The following is a 17,753-nucleotide window of genomic DNA, read 5'->3' as shown; positions in this document are numbered from 1 at the left end:
AGTCCGTCAGTTGCGCACCCGGATCACCCGCAGCGCGGGCGACGACAGGATGTCCTTCTCGCAGAACCGCGCACTGACCCACTTCTCGGCCGAGAACAGCCGCGTCTGGTCCGCGAAGTGCGGTGATTTCGCGTTCGACGACTGGGAGTACGTCAGCAGCGTGCGGGCCACCGGGCAGCGGCTGCCGTCCCAGCCCACGGCCTGGATGTGACTGGACCCGAACGAGGTGTCCTGGTAACCGCCGTTCGCCGTGTCCCACACGGGCTCGATCTTGTTCCACACACCCAGGGACTCCGTACCGCCGCCGACGGGCAGACGCTGCCCCTTCCGTACGACGTACTGGTGGTCCCCGAGCCGGGAGTTCAGCGGGATGCCCGCCGCGCGCAGCTCCGTCACCGCGTCGGCGAGTGCCTTGGTGAAGCCCGGCGCGTCGGTGTTGAGCGTGTTGGGCGTGCCGACCGGGTCCGCCGCCGAGAACGGCACCTTCCAGCGCTGCGGGGCCGGCACGGCGGCGAGGAGCTTGCGCCAGAACCGGTCGAAGAGCAGCGCACCCCGGCTGTCACTGTTCATGGTGCGGTCCCAGGACACCAGCACACCGCACGCCTCGCTGACGTCAACTGCCGTTCCGGCAGTGCCCGTTGCCGTACCGCCCGGCAGCGCCGCGCACGCCCGGGCCGCGTCGGCCGCGGCCAGCGCACCCGTCGTCGAGCGGTTCGCGAACTGCTGCCGCTGGAGATCCGCGACCGTCAGCCCGCCCTTCGCGGCCAGCGCCGCCACGTCCGCGACGGCACCGCGCGTACGCGGGGAGGCGGTCGTGCGTACCGGGCCGAAGATCCGCTCGTAGCCGGTGATCGGCCGGTCCAGGTTGGTCAGCCACGCACTGTCGTTGGAGTTCTCGACATACGGCGTGTCCCGCAGCGTCGGCATCCGCGCGGGCCCGAATATCCCGGGCGCCACGGCGTCCGGGTCGTCGCCGATCGCGCAGTCGGTGCGTGAGCCGTCGAGGACCGCGACCCCCGCCGCCGGGTAGGTGACCTTGCCGAGCGGGGTCGAACAGGCTGCCGCCAGTTCGTCGGTGACCCGGGGCAGTACCTGCGACTGGGCGAACAGGGAGTGCCCCGAGGAGTCGGCGGCGACGGTGTTCACCCAGGGGATGCCCTGGTGCTCGTCGAGGGAGTTGAGGACGTCGGCCGTGCCGCGCGCCTTGCTGAAGTCGAGCGAGGTGTCGTAGAAGCGCAGGTTAGCGGCGTTCGGGTCGCCCAGCGCGTACGCCGTCGTCGTGGTCCACGGCAACGGGAGCCCGGCGCTGGGGGACAGGACGACGGGGCCGTATCGGGTCCACCACTGGGTGCGGGTCACCGGCGCGCCGTCCTTCACCGGGACGGTCACCGACCGGCGTGTCATCTGCTCCGGCTTGCCGTCGACCAGATACGTCGTCGGGTCGGCGGGGTCCAGCTTCAGCTGGTGCAGGCTGAGCGGCACACCGGTGGACACGGTGTGGCTCCACGCCACGTTCGCGTTGTACCCGATGGAGATCGTCGGGGAGCCGAGCAACGACCCGCCCGCGACGTTCAGTTCACCCGGGATCGTCAGCTGGGACTGCCAGAACCGGCGTCCGCCCTGCCACGGATAGTGCGGGTTGCCGAGCAGCAGACCGCGCCCGTTGGCTGTCGTACCGCCGTTGAACGCGACGGCGTTGGACCCCATGTCGGAGATGTCGAACAGCTCGCGTGCACCCTTGGCGGCGGCAGCGGCGTCCGGAAGGGAGGAGCCGGCGGCGGCAGCGATGGTGGCACCGGTGGTGGCTGCGACCGGCGGCTGTGCCGCGGTGATCGCGTCCACCATGCCGCCCTGGCCGCCGAGCACCGCGAGGGCGTACGCACGGGTGGCCACGTCGAGACCGGTCACCGGCCGGACCCAGGGCGCTCCCGCGCACGCCGGGTCCTTGACCCGGTTCTGCTTCAGCCAGGCGTTGTAGCCGGCCGCCCAGCCGTTCATCAGGTCCTTGACGGCCCTGCTCGGGCCCTGCGGCGCGGGCTGGGCGAGCAGCCGCTCGACCGTGCCGTTGTCCCGCACACCACGGAAGTACAGGTCGCTGGAGAGGTTGTCGGAGGCGTCGGAGAGCGAGAAGTCGGTCGCGGCGTCCGGTCCGAAATTGCGCGAGCGGTCGCCGCGCAGGGTCACGAAACCGTCGGCGAGCACACACACCTGGTCGGCGGCCTGCGCCCAGCCGTTGCCGAAGCCGAGGTTCGCGTAGTCCTTCGCGACGATGTGCGGGATGCCGTACTCGGTGTAGCGGATCACGGCCGACAGGCCGCCCTGGGACGGATGCTGCTGTGACGCCTGTGCGGCTTGTGCCGCCTGTTGTTGCCGGCTCTGCGCCGTGGCGGCCGGCAGTGCTGTCGTGGCGGTGAGTAACGCGACGGCCGTAACGACGAGCCGTCTTGTGCGGGTGCGCATCGTGCCTCCCAACGTCATTGGTGAACAGGGAGGTTGAGCGTACCTACGAGTTTGTGCACTATGTGTGCGCTGACCTGCTTCGGCGCTTGACGGCCCCGGTGTCCTAGCTCAGACACCAGCCGCAAAGTAGCGGGGTGATCATGCGTTCGCTGCCGTGGCGGTCTGCTCGTCGTGTTCGCGCAGCATCCGCATGACGGTGGCGGGTGAGGGATGCAGGCCTTCTTCGTGCCCGGACATGGCTGCGAGCACGGTGAACACGATGCCGGACGGGTCGTGCGAGCCCTTCAGCTCCCCGGTGAGGAACTCCAGCCCGACATCGCTCGCCTTCAGTTCCTCGGCGAGCATGGCGAGTTCGATGCCGCGGCCGAGCCGCTTGTGTTCGTGGACGACGAGGGTGACGGCGACGCCGGAGGAGCGGATCTCCCCGGCGAGCTTCACGGCGGCCTCCAGCTCGGGCCGCTTCGTGGCGCGGGTGGAGATCTTCTCCGAGAAGACGCGCGTCACCCCGGCCTCGGCGAGGGAGTCGAGCTGTACATCGAGGGGCTGCCGGGCGGTCGAGGCACGGGCATAGCCGAGGCGGACGTGCCCGACCGGTTCGGCGCCGGCGTTCACCTGTTTCATGAGGGTGTTTCAGAAGTTAAGTCATTTGCAACAACTCATGAAACATGATCGCCGCAGGTGGGCCGCCGGGCGGCGGGGTGTTTCACGAGCGACATGAACACCCACGCTGCCGCGCCCGGTCAACATGCCGCTGTGGAGACCATCCCGTGAGCGTGGGGAAAACGGGAATCAAGGGGGCCATCGTGAGTCCTGGGCCGGAGAACATATCTCTGTGGGGGTAGGGGCCGCCACGCCTTGCTGGGAAGGCGGTCCTCCCTCTGCGGCGCGGGTCAGCGCTGCGATCCGGATTCCGCCGTGGACAACCTCTCCGGTGCCGTGCCCTCCGTGACGCTCAGCTCCTGGGTCCCTACGACAGACAGCAGTTCCAACTGCTCGGCTCCCGGGCTTCCGGGCGGGGCGGTGAACCACAGCAGGCGTTGCCGTCCGTCCTCGCTGAGGAGGTTGTGGCAGTCGAGTTCGATGACGCCGAGCAAGGGGTGGACGATCCTCTTGTGGTCCATGCGGCGCACCGCGACGTCGTGGGTGTCCCAGAGGGCCGCGAACTCCTCGCTGCGGCGGCGTAGCACGGCGACCATCTTCGTGACCTCCGCGTCCCGGCCGCGCCGGGCGGCCGCTGCCTGGAGGTCGGCCACGAACACCCGGGAGTGGTGCGGGTGGTCCTCGGGCGGGTAGATCTCCCGCGTCTGCGGGTCGGTGAACCAGCGGTACACCAAGCTCGCCGCCGGGCCGCGGTGTGCCGGGGACCTGCCGAGCAGGGTCAGGGCCAGGTCGTTCTCCACCAGGGTTTCGTGCAGGTCGGTGATGACGCGCGCGGGCGTGTTGGACAGCCGGTCCAGGAGTCCGAGGAGCGCGGGCTGCACGTGTGCCGCTGGTCCGTGTGCTGACGGGGGGACCGGCCGTTCGGCCAGGTGGAACAGGTGGTCCCGCTCGTCGCCGTTCAGGCGCAGGGCTCGGGCGAGGGCGGCCAGGGTCTGGGCCGAGGGCTGCACGCCGTTCTTTCCGCTGCCGCGTTCCAGCTCGGTGTAGTAGTCGGCCGACAGCCCTGCCAGCTGCGCGACCTCCTCTCGGCGCAGCCCGGGGACCCGCCGGCGCGGGCCCTGAGGGAGACCGACCTCGGCGGGGCGGATGCGGTCGCGGCGTGTCCTGAGGAAGGCCCCGAGTTCTGGAAGGTTCACCCCTCCATGGTCGCTTGTACGCCGGAGCGCAGCCAGGGGGTGGCATCCCCTGGGTAGACGCAGCCCTGGCTAGGGATGGGGGACCGGCCGATCGTGGAGAACGCAGCAGGGCAACGGCAAGGCCGCGGCCCGACCCCCATCCACCACAGGAGTCAGCCATGCCCATCCCCACTTCCCCCGGCGGGACCGCTGCCTCCGCCCAGCCCTCCGCCTCACCCCGTGTCGCGATCGTCACCGGCGGCTCGCGCGGCATCGGCCGCCGGACCGTCGGCAAGCTCGCCGCCGACGGGTACGCCGTCGTGGTCGGCTATGCCGGTAACCAGGACGAGGCCGAGGCCGCCGTGGAGGAGGCCGCCACCAGCGGCGGCCGGGCGATCGCGGTGGTGGCCGGGACCTTCACCAGATCGGCGACGTACTCCACCGCGGCCGGCGGGGACCTCTTCCAGCAAATCGGGGAACCGGCCTTCCAGCTCGAAGAACTTCAGCAACAGGCTGACGCCGAGCCGGGTCGCCCCACTCTTGTTCGCCACCAGGTCCCAGTCGCCGTCTACCAGCGTCCAGTTCGCCAACAGCTCCTCTGGCGACCACTCTTGCCGCACACCTGCCCCTTTGGCTTTGATCACTCGATCAGACCAACGGCGGCGCCAAAGGGCGGGAAACGGGGCGCGTCCAGTTACCGCGACCTACTTTGCGGCTGGTGTCTGAGCCAGGACACCGGGGCCTTGACCTCCTTCGGGGCCGGAACCAGGATCACGGGTTATGACGCAGCAATACGGCAGCACGGTTGACGGGGTACTGCGACGCAGCGCCCAGCGCGTTCCGGCGCGGGTCGCGGTCGAGTACCGCGAACGCGCCTGGACCTACGAGGAACTCGACGAGGCCGTTTCCCGCGCGGCGGGCCTGCTGCGCGGCGAGGGCCTGGCCCCCGGCGAGCGGGTCGCCGCCTACGGCCACAACTCGGACGCCTATCTGATCGCCTTCCTCGCCTGCGCCCGCGCCGGACTCGTGCACGTCCCCGTCAACCAGAACCTGACCGGCGACGACCTCGCGTACATCGTCGACCAGTCCGGCAGCACCCTGGTCCTCGCCGACCCGGACCTCGCAGACCGGCTCCCCGACGGCGTACGGACCCTGCCGCTCCACGACGCCGCCGACTCACTCCTCGACCGCCTGCCCGGCACCGCCCCCTACGACGGTCCCGACTCGCGCACCGAGGACCTGGTGCAACTGCTCTACACGTCCGGGACCACCGCGCTGCCCAAGGGCGCGATGATGACCCACCGCTCCCTGGTGCACGAGTACCTGAGCGCCATCGCCGCCCTCGACCTGAGCGCCGGCGACCTGCCCGTGCACTCGCTGCCCCTCTACCACTCGGCCCAGATGCATGTGTTCCTGCTGCCGTATCTCGCGGTCGGCGCCACGAACGTCGTCCTCGACGCACCGGACGGCGACGCGATCCTCGACCTCGTCGAGGCCGGCCGGGCGGACAGCCTGTTCGCGCCGCCGACCGTGTGGATCGGCCTCACGAACCGCCCCGACTTCGCGACCCGCGACCTGAGCGGACTGCGCAAGGCCTACTACGGGGCGTCGATCATGCCGGTCCCGGTCCTGGAACGGCTGCGAGAGCGCCTCCCGAAACTCGCCTTCTACAACTGCTTCGGCCAGAGCGAGATCGGCCCCCTCTCCATGGTTCTCGGGCCCTATGAGCACAAGGGCCGGCTGGACTCCTGTGGGCGTCCGGTGCTGTTCGTGGACGCGCGGGTGGTCGACGAGGACGGCGAGGACGTGCCCGACGGCACCCCCGGCGAAGTCGTCTACCGGTCCCCGCAGTTGTGCGAGGGCTACTGGGGCAAGCCCGAGGAGACGAGCGCCGCCTTCCGCGACGGCTGGTTCCACTCCGGTGACCTGGTCGTCCGGGACGCCGACGGCTACTACACCGTCGTCGACCGGGTGAAGGACGTCATCAACTCCGGTGGCGTACTGATCGCCTCACGCGAGGTCGAGGACGCCCTGTACACCCACGAGTCGGTCGCCGAGGCGGCCGTCGTCGGCCTTCCCGACGAGCGCTGGATCGAGGCGGTCACGGCGGTCGTCGTCCCGTGCGGCGAGGTGACGGAGGCCGAACTCATCGCCCACGCCCGCGAGAAGCTCGCCCACTTCAAGGCACCGAAGCGGGTCGTGTTCGTGGACGAGCTGCCGCGCAACGCGAGCGGGAAGATCCTCAAGCGGGAACTCAGGGACCGGTTCGCGGGTTCCTGACCGTCAGCCCTCGTCGCCGCCCTGGCCCGCGCCCTCGTCGTCGCTCGTGAAGGCTATTTCCGCCGCGCTGACAGTCCCGGCAGTGCGCCCCGGCGCGGTCTGGTACTGCCAGTAGAGGTTGGTGTGCGCGATCACCTGGGCCGGGGCCGGCGCGCCGTACTCCGTGAGGTCCTCCGTGGTGTGGGCGTCGCCGACCAGCGTCACGTCGTACCCGCGCACCAGGCCGCCGTGCAGGGTCGAGCGGACGCACGCGTCGGACTGGGCGCCCGTGACGACCAGTCGACCGACCCCGCGCTCGGCGAGGACGGACTCCAGGTCGGTGTCCTCGAAGGAGTCGCCGTACCTCTTGTGGACCACGGGTTCGGCGTCCCGGCGGACCAGTTCCGGCACGTACTCCCACTCCTTGCTGCCGACCTTGAACTCGTCGCTGGAGTGCTGCACCCAGACCACGGGTACGTCCGCCGCGCGGGCCTTGTCGACGACGGTGTTGATGTTCGCGATCACCGCGTCACGGTCGTGGCCGCCGCTCACCACGCCGTTCTGCATGTCGATGACGAGCAGCGCGCTGTTCGGCCTGTCGGGCAGGGTCGTCATGGGAACCTCTTCGTCTCCTCGGCGCGGATCTTCCTCTCGCCGACCACACTAGAGCCGACCACTGACAACGGCACCTGACCTGCCGGTTTCCTTGCCGACCGGGATCTCAGTCAGGCCTGAGATCCACCACCCGCCTGATCTTCCCCACCGACCGTTCCAGTGACTCCGGCGCGACGATCTCCACCGCCGCCGAGATCCCGATGCCGTCCTTCACCGCGGTCGCGATGGCGCGGGCCGCCGCGTCCCGGATCTCGGGGGTGGCTCCTGGACGGGCCTCGGCGCGGACGGTGAGGAGGTCGAGGCGTGACTCCTGGGTCAGCCGGAGCTGGAAGTGGGGTGCGACGCCCGGAGTACGCAGCACGATCTCCTCGATCTGGGTGGGGAAGAGGTTCACCCCGCGCACGATCAGCATGTCGTCGCTACGCCCGGTGACCTTCTCCATGCGCCGGAAGACGCGCGCCGTACCGGGCAGCAGACGCGTCAGATCCCGGGTCCGGTAACGGATCACGGGCATCGCCTCCTTGGTGAGCGAGGTGAACACCAGTTCCCCCTTCGCCCCCTCCGGCAGCACCTCGCCCGTGATCGGGTCGACGATCTCCGGGAAGAAGTGGTCCTCCCAGACATGCAGCCCGTCCTTGGTCTCCACGCACTCCTGGGCGACCCCCGGGCCGATCACCTCCGACAGTCCGTATATGTCGACCGCGTCGATCGCGAACCGCTCCTCGATCTCCTCGCGCATCCGCTCGGTCCACGGCTCGGCCCCGAAGATGCCGACCCGTAGGGAAGTACCCCGAGGATCGACGCCCTGCTTCTCGAACTCGTCGAGGATCGTCAGCAGATAGGAGGGCGTCACCATGATGATCCCGGGCTGCAGATCCCGGATCAGCTGGACCTGGCGGGCCGTCATACCGCCGGACGCGGGGATCACCGTACAGCCGAGCCGTTCGGCGCCGTAGTGCGCGCCGAGACCGCCCGTGAACAGGCCGTATCCGTACGCCACATGAACCGTGTCGCCCGGCCTGCCGCCCGCCGCCCGGATCGAACGGGCCACCAGGTCGGCCCACAGGGACAGGTCGTTGTCCGTGTAGCCGACGACCGTCGGGCGCCCGGTGGTGCCGCTCGACGCGTGGATACGGCGGACCCGGTCCCGAGGGACGGCGAACATCCCGTACGGGTAGGTGTCGCGCAGGTCCGCCTTGGTGGTGAAGGGGAACAGGGCCAGGTCGGCGAGGGAACGGCAGTCGTCCGGGTGTACGCCCGCCTTGTCGAAGGAGGCGCGGTAGAAGGGCACGTTCTCGTAGGCGTACCGCAGTGAGGTCCGCAGCCGCTCCAGCTGGAGGGCGCGCAGGGCCTCCGCGTCGAGGCGTTCGCCCGCGTCCAGCCACTCCGTCGCATCCGCCATCGGACGCCTCCCTCACATCACGGCCGCCAGGTCCGGCACCGACGACCGACCATTCGGTCGAGGTGCTCGGGATCAGTAATCCAGGACGGCCCGGCGCTCGCAAGAGGTCGTACTCCAGGAATTCGACGCGTGTCGGCCCTCAGCAGAGCGCGGGCCGGGATCCGCCGCCGACCGGTTACGTTCGTCGGTGTGGACACCGAACTCCGTACCGTCAGGGCGAACGGCATCTCCCTCGCGTACCGGGCCTGGGGCCCCGAGGACGCGCCGCCCGTCCTCCTGCTCCACAGCCGCGGTGCCGACGGCGCCGACTGGGCCCCGGTCGCCGGACGGCTCGCCGCCGGACCGCGTCGGGTGTACGCCCCCGACCTGCGAGGCCATGGACGCAGCGACTGGCCGGGTGCCTACGCGTACGAGGCCATGCGCGACGACGTACGGGCCTTCCTGGGCGTTCTCGGCATCGCCCGCGCGGATGTCGTGGCCCACTCGCTCGGCGGCGCCGTCGCGTATCTGCTGGCGCAGGACGCCCCCGACGTCGTACGGCGCCTCGTCCTGGAGGACGTACCGGCGCCGTTTCCGCTCGACCCGCCCAGGCCGCCCGCCGAACGCCCCGACGGCGAACTGCCCTTCGACTGGGCCATGATCCGGGCCACCGATGCCCAGCGGAACGCGCCCGACCCCGCCTGGTGGGAGCGCATGCCCAGGATCACCGCGCCGACGCTGGTGATCGGCGGCGGTGCCGGCAGCCCGATCCCGCAGGACGAGGTCGCCGCGCTCGCCTCGCGCGTTCCCGGGGCCCGGATGGTGACCGTCGACGCCGGGCATCTGGTCCATGAGACCCGCCCCGAGGAGTTCCTGGCCGTGGTGGAGCCGTTCCTCGGGGCGGACCGCGCTACTTCTTCTCCGGCCCGTACGCCGTCATGAAGCGGTCGCGGAACTGGTCCATGCCCCACTTGGGGGCGTTGGCCGCGGGCTTGAGGCCGTCCGTCCAGCCCCAGTCGGCGACGCGGTCCAGCACCTTCGGGTCGCGGGCGACGATGGTGACCGGCACGTCCTTGTTGGCGCTGCCCCCGGTGACCGTGGGGACGGGCTGGTGGTCGCCGAGGAGAACGAGGACGGTGTTGTCGTCGCCGTAGCGCTGGACCCACTGGACCAGGCTGTCCAGGGAGTACTGGATGGCCTTGCGGTACTCGGTCCGCACGCGCTTGGCGCTCTTCCAGACCTCGGTGGGGTTCGTGCCCTCTGCCTTGATCTTGTTGAAGACCGAACCGTCCCCGAGGTCGTTCCAGTCGACCATGCGGGCGATGGGGGACCAGGGGTTGTGGCTGGAGGCCAGGATGATCTCCGCCATGATCGGGTCGCGGTCCTTCTTCCCGTGCTCCAGCTTCTGGAAGGCCTCCAGGGTGAACTGGTCCGGCACCGGTGTCCAGCTGAAGTACGGCCCCTGGTAGCCGAGGTGCGTGGAGTCGTAGATGTTGTCGAGGCCGAAGTACTTGCCCTCGGGCCAGGACTTCCGGACACCGGGGACGATGCCGACCGTGCGCCAGGCGCCGGTCTTCTGGAAGTAGCTGGTCAGGGTGGCGCGGTCACTGGTGGTCACGGTCCGGTACCGCTGCTGGTTCTTGATCCACAGACCGGACAGGAACGTCGTGTGGGCGAGCCAGCTGCCGGCGCCCGTCACGGGTGACGTGAGCCAGCCGCTGCGCGCCGCGAAGCCGGCCGACTTGAGCCTGGCGTCGCCCTCCTTGAGGGTCTTGTCGATCTCCGGGGCCATCGTCGGATCGTCGATCGCCACCCGGCCGTAGCTCTCGACGAAGGTGAACAGCACGTCCTTGCCGCGCAGTCCGGTCAGCAGCTGGTCGGACGGGGTGTCGGCGAAGGCGTCGACGTTGAGCTGCTTCTCGAAGACCTCGGCGTCCCCGAGGCCGTCGCGGACGTACTGCACACGGTTGGAGAGGTACTGGGAGTAGCCCTTGGTGGCGATCGTGACACCGCCTGCCTGCGCGCCCATGGTGAAGCAGACGATCCACGCGGTGCCGAGGACCAGCGTGCTGCGCACGGCCGTGGGGCGGTGCCGGGCCATCAGGTCGGCCAGCCGCACCATCGCGAGCGCGCTCAGCACGAGAACGGCGATCAGCAGGACGATCACGCCGATCACCACGAGCACCTCGCCCGAGCGACCGAGCGAGTCCTTCAGGAAGTCCGCCGCGTCGTTCAGCAGGACCCAGTCGAAGACCAGGTCGAACGGCCGGGCCAGGGTCTGGTAGAAGCCCATGTCGAGACACTTCAGGACAGTGGACAGCCCGAGGAACGCCCCCAGGACGACGGCCGTGATCCGCCGTGCCTTCGACGGCAGTACGAGCAGGACGGCCGCAAGGAGGATCGCCTCGACAGGCAGGCGGAGGAACGACTGCAGGGTGATCCGGTCGAGGCGGTTGGGCATGAGGAGCACGCCGAGCACCAGCACACCGGCCAGGACACTCGTGCCTACCCGCACCGCCCGTGCGGCGCGGGGGAAACGACGGCGCCAGCCGAACCAGCCGGGGCGTGCGGAGGAGGAGGCGGCGCTGCTCGGGCCGTCTTCGTCGGCGGACGCGGAATCGGAGGTCGCCGCGTCGGCGGATTCGTCGTCGGCGGAAGCCGTGCGGGGGAGGAGGGCCTTGTCGGGCGCCTTCCCGTCCTCCGCGCCGTCGCCGTCGGCCGTGTCCTCCACCGCCAGGCGTGCGCCCGGTACGTCCGCCTGTATCGGACCGGTCGCTTCGGTCGCTTCCTCGTCCGCCGGCTCCTCGTCCGCCGGGGTGTCGGGCTCGGTGTCGTTCACCGCGGGAGCGGTCGAGGCGTCCTCGGCCGTGGTCCCGTTCGGTGCGTCCGCGTCCGGCTCCGGGAGTTGACGAGGGGGCGTGAGGTGCGACACCGAAGTGTCCTTCCGTGCGATGACCGGTGGTGCGTGACGAAGCGGCCGAAACGGCCGACGCCGACACTACCGGTACGGCTCGGATTCACCTCCGGTTCAGTCCCGCGCGATCATTGACCCGACGTTGAACAAACCCTACTGATCTGCGGCTACGGCCACTTCACGCGCCCACCGGTAGTCCGCCTTGCCGCTCGGCGACCGCTGGATCGCCTCCGCGATGACCAACTGCCGAGGGATCTTGTAGCCCGCGAGATGGGTACGGCAGTGCAGTTGTACGTCCGTCAGCGTCGGCCGCGTCGCCCCCTCCCGCAACTGCACCACCGCCGCCACATGGTTGCCCCACGTCGGGTCCGGAACACCGGCCACGAGTGCGTCGTACACGTCCGGATGGGACTTGAGCGCCTGCTCGACCTCCTCCGGATACACCTTCTCGCCGCCCGTGTTGATGCACTGCGAGCCCCGGCCGAGGACGATGACGACGCCCTCCTCGTCGACCGTCGCCATGTCACCGAGCAGCGCCCACCGCTCGCCGTCCTTCTCGAAGAAGGTCTCCGCCGTCTTCCGCGGGTCGTTGTAGTAGCCGAGCGGTACGTGGCCGCGCTGGGCGATCCGGCCAATCTCGCCCACGGGAACCGGCTCGTGGGTGGCCGGATCCACCACCTGGGTACGGGAGTTGACGCGGATGCGGAAGCCGCGTCCGGGGCCCGAGTCGTCGGTCGCCGTCCCGTTGAAGCCGGACTCCGACGACCCGAAGTTGTTCAGCAGCATGACGTTCGGCACCAGCGCCTGGAACTGGGCGCGCACCGTCTCCGACATGATCGCGCCGGACGACGAGACACTGAACACCGACGAGCAGTCCGTGCCCTTCATCGGCCCGTTGAGCGCGTCGATCAGTGGACGCAGCATCGCGTCGCCCACCAGGGACACGCTCGTGACCTTCTCCTTCTCGATCGTGCGCAGCACTTCCTCCGGCACGAACTTGCGGTGGATCACCACCCGTTGGCCGAAGTTGAAGGCGATGAACGCGGTCAGGGTCGAGGTGCCGTGCATCAGCGGGGGAGTGGGGAAGAAGGTGATCCCGTCGCCACCGGCCGCGACCCGCTCGGCCAGCTCCTGCGGCGACTTGACCGGCTCGCCCGTCGGGGCGCCACCGCCCAACCCCGAGAAGAACAGGTCCTCCTGACGCCACATCACCCCCTTGGGCATACCGGTGGTGCCGCCGGTGTAGATGATGAACTGGTCGTCGCCCGAGCGGACCGGGAAACCGCGCTCGGGGGACCCGGACGCCTCGGCCTCGGCGAAGGCCACCACCGCACTCAACTCGGGTGACTCCGGGTCCGGTTCGCCCACCCGGATCAGATGCCGCAACGCCGTCGCCCGGGGCCGGGCCGCCGCCACCCGCTCGGTGAACTCCGCGTCGAAGACCAGGGCGACGAGGTTGGCGTCCCGGTAGAGATACGCCAACTCCTCCTCCACATAGCGGTAGTTGACGTTGACCGGCACGATCCGCGCCTTCAGGCACCCCAGCACGGTCTGGAGGTACTCGATCCCGTTGTAGAGGTGCAGCCCCAGATGCTCGCCCGGACGTATCCCGCTGTCGATCAGATGATGGGCGACACGATTGGCGGCGGTGTCCAACTCCGCGTAGGTCAGACGGCGTTCCGCGCCCGTGCCCGGATGGTCGAGGTACATGAGTGCCGCACGCTCGGGCACCACATCGACCACCGACTCGAACAGGTCGGCAAGGTTGTACTCCACCGCTCCTCCTGACCCCGGGCACCGCTGGCGGTTGTCGGCTCGCCGGTCATCAGAGCAAAGGGCGCGGCAAGTGTGAAGGGGCCGCGTCGAAGAAATCTGACTACCTGTCAGAAAACCCTTGAAGTGCTTCCTCCGCTCCTGCAACCTGTTCTCGTTCTTTCACCTGTTCTCGTTCTTTCAGAGGGGAGACGGTCGATGGGTGGCACGGAACACCTGACCGTGCGGCGTGAGAACGCCACACTGGTGCTCACGCTCAACAGGCCGGAGGCCAGGAACGCGCTCTCGCTGCCGATGCTCGTCGGCCTGTACGACGGCTGGGTCGAGGCGGACGAGGACGATGCCGTCCGCTCCATCGTGCTCACCGGAGCCGGGGGCGCCTTCTGCGCCGGGATGGACCTGAAAGCCCTGGCCGGGAGCGGAATGGAAGGGGAGCAGTACCGCCACCGGCTCAAGGCGGACCCCGATCTGCACTGGAAGGCGATGCTGCGCCACCACCGCCCCCGCAAACCGGTGATCTCCGCGATCGAGGGGTACTGCGTCGCCGGCGGCACCGAGATCATCCAGGGCACCGACATCCGGGTCGCGGGCGAGTCGGCGACCTTCGGGCTCTTCGAGGTCAAACGCGGCCTCTTCCCGATCGGCGGCTCCACGGTCCGCCTCCAACGCCAGATACCGCGCACCCACGCCCTGGAAATGCTGCTGACCGGCCGCCCGTACACCGCCCAGGAGGCAGCCGCCATCGGTCTGATCGGACACGTGGTCCCCGACGGAACGGCGCTGGACAAGGCGTTGGAAATCGCCGAACGGATCAACGCCTGCGGCCCGCTGGCCGTGGAGGCCGTCAAAGCCTCGGTCTACGAGACCGCCGAACTGACCGAGACCGACGGCCTCGCCGCCGAACTCAAGCGCGGCTGGCCCATCTTCGACACCGCCGACGCCAAGGAAGGCACCCGCGCCTTCGCCGAGAAGCGCCCGCCCGTCTACAAGCGGGCCTGACCGCGAAGGAGCACCCCCGGGATGACCACCGAAGTCCTCAAAGCCCCCCTGGTCGTCGAATTCCCCTTCACCCGCTCCCTGGGCCCCGTCCAGAGCGCCTTCCTCACCGGCCTGCGCGAACAGGTCGTCCTCGGTGTCCGGACCACCGACGGCCGCACCCTCGTCCCGCCCGTCGAGTACGACCCGGTGACCGCCGACGAGCTGCGAGACCTGGTCGAAGTCGCCCCCACCGGGACCGTCACCACCTGGGCCTGGAACCACGCCCCGCGCCGTGGCCAGCCCCTGGACACGCCCTTCGCCTGGGTCCTGGTCCGCCTCGACGGCGCCGACACTGCCCTCCTGCACGCCCTCGACGCCCCCGGCCCCGACGTCGTGCACACCGGCATGCGCGTATGCGTCCGCTGGGCGGCGGAACGCTCCGGCGCGATCACGGACATCGCCTGCTTCGAACCGTACGACAGCGAAGTGGAGGCTCAACCGACTGACCACGACGGGCAGTTCGAGGACATGGTGACCGGCATCGTCGCCCAGGCCCGTCTCGACTACACCTACTCGCCCGGCCGCGCCCAGACCGCCTACATCAACGCCCTCGCCGACCGGCGGATCGTCGGCGAGCGCTGCCCGTCCTGCCGGAAGGTGTACGTCCCACCGAGGGGCGCCTGTCCCACCTGCGGTGTCGGCACGGCCGAGCAGGTCGAGGTGGGACCCGGGGGCACGGTCACCACGTACTGCATCGTCAACATCAAGGCGCGCAACCTCGACATCGAAGTGCCGTACGTCTACGCGCACATCGCCCTCGACGGCGCCGACCTCGCCCTGCACGGCCGGATCGGCGGCATCCCCTACGACCAGGTGCGCATGGGGCTGCGCGTCGAACCGGTGTGGACGGAAGGGGGCCGCTACCCCGACCACTACCGGCCCACCGGCGAACCCGACGCGGACTACGAGACGTACAAGGAGTCGCTGTGACACGCGAGATCGCCGTCGTCGCCTTCGCGCAGACCGAACACCGGCGCACCAGCGACGAGCTGTCCGAAGTCGAGATGCTCATGCCGGTACTGCACGATGTGCTCGACCAAACCGGCCTGAAGACCAGCGACATCGGCTTCACCTGCTCCGGCTCCTCCGACTATCTCGCCGGCCGCGCCTTCTCCTTCACCCTGGCCCTCGACGGCGTCGGCGCATGGCCGCCGATCTCCGAGTCGCACGTGGAGATGGACGGGGCGTGGGCGCTGTACGAGGCGTGGACCAAGCTGCTGACCGGCGACGCCGACACGGCACTCGTGTACGCCTACGGCAAGTCCTCGCCGGGCTCGGTGCGTGACGTCCTGACCCGGCAGCTCGACCCGTACTACGTGGCCCCCCTGTGGCCGGACTCCGTGGCGCTCGCCGCGCTCCAGGCGCAGGCGCTCATCGACACGGGCGACACCGACGAGCCCGCGCTCGCGGCCGTCGCCGCCCGGAGCCGGGACGCGGCAAGCACCAACTCCCATGCCCAGCTGCGGGGTTCGGTGCCGCAGGGGGAGTATGTCGTGCATCCGCTCCGTACCGGAGACTGTCCGCCGATCAGTGACGGGGCCGCTGCCGTGATCCTCGCGGCCGGTGACCGCGCCCGGGAACTGTGCGAGCGGCCCGCCTGGATCCGGGGCATCGACCACCGCATCGAGGCGCACTCGCTCGGCGTCCGTGAGCTGACCGACTCACCGTCGACGCGCCTCGCCGCCGAGAAGGCCGGCGCCTTCGAACGGCCCGTGGACACCGCCGAGTTGCACGCGCCGTTCACCTCGCAGGAGGTGGTCCTGCGCAAGGCCCTCCGCCTCGGCGACGAGGTCTGCGTGAACCCCTCCGGGGGTGCCCTCGCCGCCAATCCGATCATGGCCGCCGGGCTCGTCCGCATCGGCGAGGCCGCCGCCCGGATCCACCGGGGCGAGTCCGACCGGGCCCTCGCCCACGCCACCTCCGGGCCCTGTCTCCAGCAGAACCTGGTCGCCGTACTCGAAGGGGAGCCCCGTCATGCCCAGTGAACCCGTGGCGGTCGTCGGGATCGGTCAGACCAGGCATGTCGCCGCCCGACGGGACGTGTCCATGGCCGGGTTGGTGCGGGAGGCCGCCCAACGGGCCCTCGCGGACGCCGAGTTGACGTGGGCCGACATCGACGCCGTCGTCATCGGCAAGGCGCCCGACTTCTTCGAGGGCGTCATGATGCCCGAGCTGTATCTCGCCGACGCCCTTGGTGCGGTGGGCAAGCCGATGCTGCGCGTGCACACGGCCGGCTCGGTCGGCGGGTCCACGGCCCTCGTCGCCACCAACCTCGTCAGGTCCCGCGTCCACGCCACCGTCCTCACCCTGGCCTACGAGAAACAGTCCGAGTCGAACGCCATGTGGGGACTGTCCCTCCCGATCCCCTTCCAGCAGCCGCTGCTGGCCGGGGCGGGCGGCTTCTTCGCCCCGCATGTCCGCGCGTACATGCGGCGCAGCGGTGCCCCCGACACGGTCGGTTCGCTGGTCGCGTACAAGGACCGGCGCAACGCGCTGAAGAACCCGTACGCGCATCTGCACGAGCACGACATCACCCTGGAGAAGGTCCAGGCCTCGCCCATGCTGTGGGACCCGATCCGCTACTCCGAGACCTGTCCGTCCTCCGACGGCGCCGTAGCGATGGTCCTCACCGACCGCGCCGGCGCCGCCCGTTCCCCGCGCCCGCCCGCCTGGCTGCACGGCGGCGCGATGCGCAGCGAACCCACGCTCTTCGCGGGCAAGGACGCCGTGTCGCCGAAGGCGGGCCAGGACTGCGCGGCCGACGTGTACCGGCAGGCAGGGATCGCCGACCCGCGCCGGGACATCGACGCCGTCGAGATGTACGTACCGTTCTCCTGGTACGAACCCATGTGGCTGGAGAATCTCGGCTTCGCGGCGGAGGGCGAGGGCTGGAAGCTGACGGAGTCCGGGGTCACCGAGCTGGACGGGGACCTGCCGGTCAACATGTCGGGCGGCGTTCTCTCCACCAATCCGATCGGCGCCTCGGGCATGATCCGCTTCGCGGAAGCGGCCCTTCAGGTGCGCGGCCTCGCCGGAGAACACCAGGTGGACGGGGCTCGCCGGGTCCTGGGGCATGCCTACGGCGGTGGCTCCCAGTTCTTTTCCATGTGGCTCGTCGGCAGCGAACCGCCCACCTCCTGAAGCATCCCCCTCACGTGGCCTGTCGGCGGCAGGAAGCGATGGCTAGGCTGACGGCGGACGACGAAACCGGGAGGAGCACGGACGTGGCCGAGAGCACGATCCAGGAGCACCCGCTCGCGGGCTGGGACAAGCCGGAGCTGGACCTCAGCAACGCCGACTGGCAGTCCAGCAGCAGTGGGCGAGGGGATGTCCAGATCGCCTTTGTCGAGGGGTTCATCGCGATGCGCAACAGTGGCCGCCCGCACAGCCCTTCCCTGATTTTCACGCCTGCGGAATGGGGCGCGTTCGTGTCGGGGGCACGAGAAGGGGAGTTCGACCTGACCTGATGCTTTTCGCCCCCGCCGCCCCTACCCGTTCCCATCCTCGGGGCTGCGCCCCCAGAAGGATGGGAAGGGTA

General features: G+C 69.9%; 14 protein-coding genes and 1 pseudogene. 8 read left to right on the top strand and 7 right to left on the bottom strand.

What is annotated here, in order from left to right; all coding sequences use genetic code 11:
• Positions 1-6 precede the first annotated feature (6 nt).
• The 3 genes from ACWDR4_RS32070 to ACWDR4_RS32060 form a co-directional block, all read right to left on the bottom strand.
• Positions 7-2,460 carry a penicillin acylase family protein gene (locus ACWDR4_RS32070; protein ID WP_450413619.1) on the bottom strand — a complete coding sequence of 818 codons (2,454 nt, stop codon included), beginning with the start codon at positions 2,458-2,460 and terminating at the stop codon, positions 7-9.
• Positions 2,461-2,598: 138 nt separating this feature from the next.
• The gene (locus tag ACWDR4_RS32065) at positions 2,599-3,081 is read right to left on the bottom strand and encodes a recombinase family protein (RefSeq protein WP_450413618.1); all 483 of its coding nucleotides are present in this window, start codon (positions 3,079-3,081) and stop codon (positions 2,599-2,601) included.
• 269 nt (positions 3,082-3,350) lie between these two features.
• Complete coding sequence (locus ACWDR4_RS32060) at positions 3,351-4,256, bottom strand: helix-turn-helix transcriptional regulator (protein ID WP_450413617.1); 906 nt, start codon at positions 4,254-4,256, stop codon at positions 3,351-3,353.
• Positions 4,257-4,414: 158 nt separating this feature from the next.
• Between ACWDR4_RS32060 and ACWDR4_RS32055 the strand changes: the two are divergent.
• Together ACWDR4_RS32055 and ACWDR4_RS32050 are read left to right on the top strand one after the other, a co-directional pair.
• Positions 4,415-4,645, top strand: a pseudogene (locus ACWDR4_RS32055) (SDR family NAD(P)-dependent oxidoreductase); the annotation flags it as partial.
• A 370-nt stretch (positions 4,646-5,015) separates the two neighbouring features.
• On the top strand, positions 5,016-6,515 hold the full coding sequence (locus ACWDR4_RS32050) for an acyl-CoA synthetase (RefSeq protein WP_450413616.1): 1,500 nt from the start codon (positions 5,016-5,018) through the stop codon (positions 6,513-6,515).
• Between the two features lie 3 nt (positions 6,516-6,518).
• On the opposite strand, the gene ACWDR4_RS32045 is transcribed toward ACWDR4_RS32050, so the two are convergent.
• Both ACWDR4_RS32045 and paaK read right to left on the bottom strand, forming a co-directional pair.
• Positions 6,519-7,109, bottom strand: coding sequence for a cysteine hydrolase family protein (locus tag ACWDR4_RS32045; protein WP_450413615.1), 591 nt, complete (start codon positions 7,107-7,109; stop codon positions 6,519-6,521).
• Between the two features lie 106 nt (positions 7,110-7,215).
• Complete coding sequence (paaK, locus tag ACWDR4_RS32040) at positions 7,216-8,511, bottom strand: phenylacetate--CoA ligase PaaK (RefSeq protein ID WP_450413614.1); 1,296 nt, start codon at positions 8,509-8,511, stop codon at positions 7,216-7,218.
• Positions 8,512-8,700: 189 nt separating this feature from the next.
• Here paaK and ACWDR4_RS32035 point away from each other — a divergent pair, with 189 nt between their 5' ends.
• Positions 8,701-9,432 (top strand): alpha/beta fold hydrolase, encoded by a 732-nt coding sequence (locus tag ACWDR4_RS32035; RefSeq protein ID WP_450413613.1) that lies wholly within the window; start codon positions 8,701-8,703, stop codon positions 9,430-9,432.
• Here ACWDR4_RS32035 and ACWDR4_RS32030 read toward each other — a convergent pair.
• Together ACWDR4_RS32030 and ACWDR4_RS32025 are read right to left on the bottom strand one after the other, a co-directional pair.
• Positions 9,401-11,422 (bottom strand): sulfatase, encoded by a 2,022-nt coding sequence (locus ACWDR4_RS32030; RefSeq protein WP_450413612.1) that lies wholly within the window; start codon positions 11,420-11,422, stop codon positions 9,401-9,403. The two genes, ACWDR4_RS32035 and ACWDR4_RS32030, sit on opposite strands and share 32 nt — an antisense overlap.
• A gap of 135 nt (positions 11,423-11,557) precedes the next feature.
• Positions 11,558-13,180 carry an acyl-CoA synthetase gene (locus ACWDR4_RS32025; protein ID WP_450413611.1) on the bottom strand — a complete coding sequence of 541 codons (1,623 nt, stop codon included), beginning with the start codon at positions 13,178-13,180 and terminating at the stop codon, positions 11,558-11,560.
• A gap of 195 nt (positions 13,181-13,375) precedes the next feature.
• Between ACWDR4_RS32025 and ACWDR4_RS32020 the strand changes: the two genes are divergently transcribed.
• The 5 genes from ACWDR4_RS32020 (at position 13,376) to ACWDR4_RS32000 (ending at position 17,682) form a co-directional block, all read left to right on the top strand.
• On the top strand, positions 13,376-14,176 hold the full coding sequence (locus tag ACWDR4_RS32020; protein ID WP_450413610.1) for a crotonase/enoyl-CoA hydratase family protein: 801 nt from the start codon (positions 13,376-13,378) through the stop codon (positions 14,174-14,176).
• Positions 14,177-14,197: 21 nt separating this feature from the next.
• Positions 14,198-15,145 (top strand): Zn-ribbon domain-containing OB-fold protein, encoded by a 948-nt coding sequence (locus ACWDR4_RS32015; protein ID WP_450413609.1) that lies wholly within the window; start codon positions 14,198-14,200, stop codon positions 15,143-15,145.
• Positions 15,142-16,200: a thiolase domain-containing protein gene (locus tag ACWDR4_RS32010; protein ID WP_450413608.1), complete on the top strand. Its 1,059-nt coding sequence runs from the start codon at positions 15,142-15,144 to the stop codon at positions 16,198-16,200. The genes ACWDR4_RS32015 and ACWDR4_RS32010 overlap by 4 nt, the downstream gene beginning before the upstream one ends.
• Positions 16,190-17,356, top strand: coding sequence for a thiolase domain-containing protein (locus tag ACWDR4_RS32005; protein ID WP_450413607.1), 1,167 nt, complete (start codon positions 16,190-16,192; stop codon positions 17,354-17,356). Before ACWDR4_RS32010 ends, ACWDR4_RS32005 begins: the two co-directional genes overlap by 11 nt.
• A gap of 83 nt (positions 17,357-17,439) precedes the next feature.
• A complete protein-coding gene (locus ACWDR4_RS32000; RefSeq protein ID WP_055523791.1) occupies positions 17,440-17,682 on the top strand; it encodes a DUF397 domain-containing protein in 243 nt (80 codons plus the stop codon).
• The last annotated feature ends 71 nt before the right edge of the window (positions 17,683-17,753 follow it).

It is taken from the genome of Streptomyces sp. NPDC000878 (assembly GCF_053599695.1).
Note: the sequence above shows the minus strand (reverse complement) of the source record. Positions and strands in the feature narration are given on the sequence as shown.